5 protein-coding genes are annotated in these 6,803 nt (G+C 58.9%); all 5 read left to right on the plus strand.

Features of this window, described 5'->3' with window-relative positions:
- The coding region (locus ACLQ7H_RS24940; protein WP_411754987.1) for a helix-turn-helix domain-containing protein at window positions 1-80 on the plus strand (80 nt) is incomplete at its 5' end.
- A 2-nt stretch (window positions 81-82) separates the two neighbouring features.
- The gene (gene vasI, locus ACLQ7H_RS24945) at window positions 83-748 is read left to right on the plus strand and encodes a type VI secretion system-associated protein VasI (RefSeq protein WP_411754983.1); all 666 of its coding nucleotides are present in this window, start codon (window positions 83-85) and stop codon (window positions 746-748) included.
- A gap of 5 nt (window positions 749-753) precedes the next feature.
- On the plus strand, window positions 754-2,148 hold the full coding sequence (gene tssA, locus ACLQ7H_RS24950) for a type VI secretion system protein TssA (protein WP_411754984.1): 1,395 nt from the start codon (window positions 754-756) through the stop codon (window positions 2,146-2,148).
- A gap of 31 nt (window positions 2,149-2,179) precedes the next feature.
- Window positions 2,180-5,713, plus strand: coding sequence for a type VI secretion system membrane subunit TssM (gene tssM, locus ACLQ7H_RS24955; protein WP_411754985.1), 3,534 nt, complete (start codon window positions 2,180-2,182; stop codon window positions 5,711-5,713).
- A gap of 60 nt (window positions 5,714-5,773) precedes the next feature.
- On the plus strand, window positions 5,774-6,803 hold a 1,030-nt coding region (locus ACLQ7H_RS24960), incomplete at its 3' end, for a type VI secretion system ImpA family N-terminal domain-containing protein (RefSeq protein ID WP_411754986.1).

Consider the following 6,803-nt stretch of genomic DNA (forward strand, 5'->3'; position numbering starts at 1 on the left):
ATGACAAAAACCGCATCGCTGACAGCCTGGGGATCACGCCGCGCACCCTGGGTTACAAGTTGGCGAAATACAGGTGTTAGCTATGAATACGTGGTTATTGATCGGTTCGTTACTGCTTTCCGGCAGCAATTCAGCCACCGAGTGGCTCAGCGGCCTGGAGTTGCCTCAGCCCGAAGGGGATGCGCATCAGTTAGCGCTGCTGATGAACTGCCGCAGTGAAAGCTCGCCGTTGGTGCGCTTGGACTGCTATGACAACGCGTTGTCAGCGGCCAGCGGCGACAACCCCGGCCAGGTACAGGCCGGGCCAGCCTGGCAGCGAGCCATGGCGCAGGAAAAAGGCCGCAGCGATCACTCAACGGCATTCCTGATAAGCGAAGGGCAGGGCAACAACCCGCAGGTGGTGTTGACCACGCCAGCGATTGGTATGCCGCCACCGCGGCCGGTGCTGATGCTGAGCTGCATCGACAACATTACCCGTTTGCAGATCGCTTTGGTCGGTCCGCAAAAAGACGGTGCAGTGACGCTAACGGCGGATAGTGACCGGTTTAACGTGCAGTGGTTCCTGCGTGAAAACGGCTATTTGCTGGAATCCAGCCGGGGCCTGGCTGGCATTGATGAGATCAAGCGGTTGATGTCGGCGCAGACGCTGACGATCGACAGCACCAACGGCGGGTTACCCCGTCTGACCTTTAATATTTCGCAGTTAACGCCAGCGCTGAAACCGCTGCGTAACGCCTGCCACTGGTGAGGACTATGGATAGCACGTCACAACATCCCTGGCATGCATTATTGCTGACACCGTTGACGCCCGAGCAGACCGCCAAGGCGTTGGCCGATGACGATCCGCAATGGGAGCATATTGACAGCCAGATGGTTAAAGTGGGTTCGCTGACCCACAGCTCGCTGAATATCGATGACCTTCAGCAGCAGGCGATGTCTCTACTGTCGCAAAAAAGCAAAGACTTCCGTTTAGTGGTGCACCTGCTGCGTACCTTGCAGCATGGTGGCGAGCCGAGTGACCTGATGCTGGCGATCTCCTTGCTGACCGTTTACGTGCAGCACTTCTGGACCAGCGCCTGGCCGGTGAACCCGCTGCATAAGCGCCGCTTTGCCCAACAGATCCTCAAACGCTTTGACAGCGCCAGCGGCAGCTTTAGCCAACGGGCGACGGACGCCCAACGCCAGGATGTGCAAGGTTTGCTGGCACATCTGGCCCAGGTTTGGCACAGCGAGGAACCGGCCCTGGCGAAAGAGGTGGATAGCCTGCGAGCCAGCTACGCGCGGTTGCCTACTCGCACCGTTGAACCGGTGGTTGAGGAGGAAGAACGCCCTCAGTCTGGTTCGGCATCGACATCAGCCTCTGCCAGTAGAACGATCAGCCCCAGCCTGAGCATTGATAACTCCAGCGATAAAGCCTGGCGGCAAACGCTGCTGAAAATGGCGGATTTGCTGTGTGAACTGCACCCCGAGGCCGCCATTGGTTTCCGCCTGCGTCGCCATGCCCTGTGGGGCAGTTTGACCGCGCCACCGATAGCGCAGGCCGATGGGCGCACGCCGCTGGCTGCGGTTTCTGTCGATCGCATGGCCGATTATCTGGGGCGCATTGCGACTGCGGATCTGGCCCTGTGGCAACAGGTAGAACAGAGCCTGGCGCTGGCACCGTACTGGCTGGATGGCCACGCGCTTTCGGCGCAGATCGCGATTCGGCTGGGATACGCAGGGGTTGCGCAGGCCATACGTGACGAACTGAGCGCCTTTATCGAGCGGATGCCGGCGTTAACCACCCTTTATTTTACCGACATGACGCCATTCCTCTCCCCTGAATCAGCCAGTTGGTTACAGCAGGATACGGGTACCAAAGGGGGAGGTAACACTATTGAACAGGATGAAATTTGGCAATGCTATCAACAGCAAGGACTGGAAGCCGCATTACAGATGATCGATCGGCAATCGCAGCAATCCGAACCCAGGGGCCGTTTTTACCTGCAATTGCTCAGCGCCCAGTTACTGGAAAAAGCGGGGATGACGGCGCTGGCACAGCAACACTACCACCACCTGTTGCAGGTGGGGCAGCAAGTGCAGCTAAGCGAATGGGAACCGGCGTTGATCGCCTTGCTAACAGACAAGCAGCGGCAGCTCAAGCCGTGATGGCCAGGGAAGGGAACAGGAGCGTTAACGCATGAAATTGCCCTCATTTATTCATTTTGCCAGACCGGCCATTCCGCGCATCAAAGCCTCGGTGCCGGTGGTGCTGGCGCTGTTGGCCTGTATCGGCTTGATTTGGGTCTGGATTTACGGGCCGGAATGGAAGCTGAAGGATTACCAACCGTTCGAACCTTTGCTGAGCCGCTGGTTGGTGACTGCATTGGTGGTGCTGCTGGCGGTGTGCTGGCTCACCTTCAAAATGGTGCGGCGTTTACAGCAGCTGGAAAAGCTGCAGCTGCAGGCCAAAACGCAGGTCGACGATCCGATCCTGGCTGATATCGAACAGCAGGACCAGTATCTGGGCGTCTGGAAGCAGCAGTTGCAACGGCGGCTGAATACCCCGGCTTATCTCTATCGTCTGCCTTGGTACATGGTGATTGGCACCCGCAACAGCGGCAAAAGCACCCTGATCAAAGAAGGTTACAAGCTGACTGAAATCGCCAGCCCGGAACTGACCAGCGTGGAAGACGCCGGTGAGCTGCGCGTGCGCTGCTGGCTGGGTGAACAGGCGGTGCTGATCGATCCGGCAGGTGAACTGATCGAGCAGCCAACGCTGTCCATAGTGGGCAAAGCGGCGCTCAATAGCCGCCTATGGCAAAGCCTGCTGAATTGGCTGGTTGAACACCGTAAACGCCAGCCGCTGAACGGCCTGATCCTCACCGTCGATCTGCATCAACTGCTGACGGCGAACAAGGCTCAGCGCGAGAACATGGTTGCCAGCCTCCATCAGCGTTTGCAGGATGTGCGCCAGGCGCTGCATAGCCAGCTGCCGCTGTACGTGGTGTTTACCAAACTGGACCTGCTCTACGGGTTCGAAGCGATGTACCAGACGCTGGATAAGGCACAACGCGAGGCGGTGCTGGGGGTGACATTCAGCCTGAACGCCGCCGAGCCAGAGGTATGGCGCAAAGAGTTGCAGCAGTTTTGGCAGCAATGGGTCGCCCAGTTGAACGGTGCGATGCCAGACATGATGCTCAACGGCGTCGATGCCGGGCAACGTAGCCAACTGTTCAGCTTTAGCCGCCAGATGCAGGGCCTGCAAGAGTATGTGGTGCAACTGCTGGAGGGGATCCTCTACAGCGGCGATCATCAACAGCCGCTGTTGCGCGGCATCTACCTGACTTCTGCCCAACAGCGCGGACAGATGGATGACGTGTTTACCCAATCTGCGGCCGTGCAGTATCACCTGTCGCCGCAGGCCTTCCCAACCTGGCCGGTCGCCGAAACGACCCCGTACTTCACCAAAGAGCTGTTTAATCAGGTGTTGCTGGCGGAACCGAATCTGGCGGGCGAAAACGGCCTGTGGCTGCGTAACTCCAGAAAACGCCTGATGGTGTTCTCCTGCGTGGGGGCCGTGGTGGCGTTGACGTTGTGGGGCTGCTGGCAATACTACTATCAGAGCAACTACCGTGCCGGACAAGAGGTCCTTGCCCAGGCCAAAACCTTCCTCTCCATCCCGACGCCGAAGGGTGACGATCGCTATGGCAATCTGCAACTGCCGTTGCTGAACCCGATCCGTGACGCCACGCTGGCTTACGGTAACTACCATGAGCGCAACAGCCTGTTGGCGGACATGGGCCTGTATCAAGGCAACAACATCGGCCCTTATGTGGAAAGCACCTATCTGCAACTGTTGCAGCAGCGCTTTGTTCCGGCGTTGATGAGTGGCCTGTTGGAGCAGTTGAATGCTGCACCTCCAGGTAGCGAAGAGAAACTCGAGATCCTGCGCGTGATGCGCATGCTGGAAGACGGCAGCGGCCGCAACGTGGCGCTGGTGGAACAATTTATGGGCGACCGCTGGAGCCAGCAGTTTAACGGCCAGCGCGAACTGCAACAGCAGTTGATGGGCCATCTGGACTATGCGCTCAAGCACACCGATTGGCGTGCCGCGCGGGAAAGTGGCGATCAGGTTGCCATCAAGAACTTTATCCCTTATCGCCAGCCGATCCAGCTGGCACAGCGCGAGTTGAGCAAGCTGTCGATTTATCAGCGGGTGTACCAGAACCTGCGCATCAAGGCACAGGAAGCGCTGCCTCCGGCCCTGAACCTGCGCGATCAGATCGGTGCCAGCTTTGACGACATCTTTATCTCCAACAACGATCGCCTGCTGGTGGTGCCGCAGTTCCTGACGCGCAACGGCTTGCAGAACTACTTCACCAAGCAGAATGACCAACTGGTGGATCTGACGGTGATGGACAGTTGGGTGCTGAATCTCAGCAAAAATGTCGAGTATAGCGAGGCGGATCGCAAAGAGATCCAGCGGCAGGTGACCGAGCAGTATATCGGTGACTATACCGCCACCTGGCGTGCGGCGATGAATAACCTGTCGGTCGGTGAGTTTGAAGATCTGCCGCAGGCGATCAGCGCCATCGAGCAGGTGATCAGCGGCGAGCAACCTTTCCGCCGTGCTTTGCAGACGCTGAGTAATAACACTCGGTTGCCTGAGATACCTGACGCGTTGCAAGGTAAAGAGCGCCAGGAGCTGCTGCAAAAATCCGATTATCAGTTGCTGGGCCGCGTCAACCGCGAGTTCGCGCCTGAAACCGGCGTACTGGTGGAGAACGGTGACAAAGGCAGCGTGCTGCAAAGCGTCTACCAAAAACTGACCGAATTGCACCGTTACCTGCTGGCGATCCAAAACTCACCGGCACCGGGTAAAGCGGCCATGAAGGCGGTACAGCTGCGCCTGGATCAAAACAGCAGCGACCCGATCTTCGAGGTTCAGCAGTTGGCGAAAAACCTGCCGGAGCCGCTGAACCGTTGGGTAGGGGATTTGGCCGAGCAAGCCTGGCGCGTCGTGATGATGGAAGCCATCCAATCGTTGGAAGTCGAGTGGAACGAGACGGTGGTGAAACAGTATCACACCTATCTGGCAGGCCGTTATCCGTTCGATCCTAAATCGCAGCAGGACGTGCCGCTGAGCGAGTTTGAACGCTTCTTCGGCCCGAAAGGCACCCTGGATAGCTTCTATCAGCAGAACCTGAAGCCGTTCGTGGATAACAACCTGAGCAGCGGCAGCGACGGCCAACTGCTGATCCGCCCAGACGTGCTGCAACAGTTGACACAGGCGCAGAAGATCCGCGAAACCTTCTTCTCGGCACAAAACGGCCTGGGCACCCAGTTCGCCATCGAACCGGTGGTGCTGAGCGGCAACAAACGCCGCAGCGTGCTGAACCTGGATGGGCAGCTGCTGGACTACGCCCATGGCCGCAGCAACATGGTGCATCTGGTTTGGCCTAACTCCATGCGTGCCGGGGTAGAAAGCAAGGTAACGCTGGTCCCGGATGAAAACGGCAAATCCCCGCGCAGTATCACCTACAGCGGCCCTTGGGCGCAGCTGCGGTTGATTAACGCCGGTGAGTTGACCAACGTCGGCACCAACTCGTTCGACGTCCGCTTCAAGGTGGACGGCGGCGAGATGACCTACCGCATCCATGTGGATGAGTCCGACAACCCGTTCGCTGGCGGTCTGTTCAGCAAGTTCACCCTGCCAGACACGCTGTATTAATCGTTGTTATCCCGTCTCTCTGCCGCGCTTGGCAGAGAGACGCTTTAAGGATGAGTCCGCATGAGCGAAGCCTCAGAAAATATCATCATTCAAACCGGTGGCGATCCGCGCCATTGGCCGGAATTCAGCGCCATTCGTGAAGAGATCAACAAGATCAACCACCCGGCGCGGCCAGAGGTCAACTGGCGGCTGATTGAGTCCTTGGCGTTGACGCTGTTCCGCACCAACGGGGTCGATCTGCAAACTACGGTGTACTACGCCCTGGCGCGTACCCAAAGGCACGGGCTGGCCGGGTTTACCGAAAGCTGCGAGCTGTTGGCGGGCATGGTGGTCAGCCAATGGGAGCGGCTGTGGCCAGAGCAGCCACAGGCCCGCTCGGAAATACTGGAGTGGTTCAACGCCCGCGTCGGTAGCCAACTGCGCCAGCACGAGTTCGGCATTGACGACCTGCGCCTGGTGTACCGCGCCGAAAGGGCGCTGCAACTGCTGTGCGACAAACTGCAGCAGGTTGAGCTCAAGCGCGTACCGCGCATTGAAAACCTGCTGTATCTGATGCAGAACACCGCCAAACGGCTGGAAACCGCCCACGAGGCCGCCAAACAGCCGCCAGCGCAACCGCTGAAGATGCCCTCGATGGTGTATCTCTCGGTGCCCGAAGCGGAGCCGATCCGTACCGTTTTCTCGGGGGCAAAACCGGCAGCGCATGAACCCCCATCGGCCTACGAAGAACCGGTCGCCCAACCCGCGCCGCAACCAAAAGAACAGCCACTGCCCAATGTGGAAGTGCGCTTTGCACCGCCACCACCGGCCGTTCCCAAGGCGGCCAAACGGGCTTCGGCAGCCTGGGGATTTGGTTGCGGCGTGCTGTGCAGCCTGGTGGTCGCCGGTGCGGCTTACCTGATGCAGGTTAAGCCGATGCAGGAACGATTGGCGGGGTTGTCCGCCACCCCAGAAGGATCGGTGCAGCTGTGGCTGGCCCAACCTACTCTGGACGGCTACGGCCAGCAATTGAACACCCTGGAAAATCTTTCTCCGTTGGCCGGGTTGCGTACCGCCGATGCCTCGGTGGCGCTGGCCAACCAGCTGTGGC

Source organism: Serratia sp. (in: enterobacteria) (assembly GCF_046715635.1).
Taxonomy (GTDB): domain Bacteria; phylum Pseudomonadota; class Gammaproteobacteria; order Enterobacterales; family Enterobacteriaceae; genus Chania.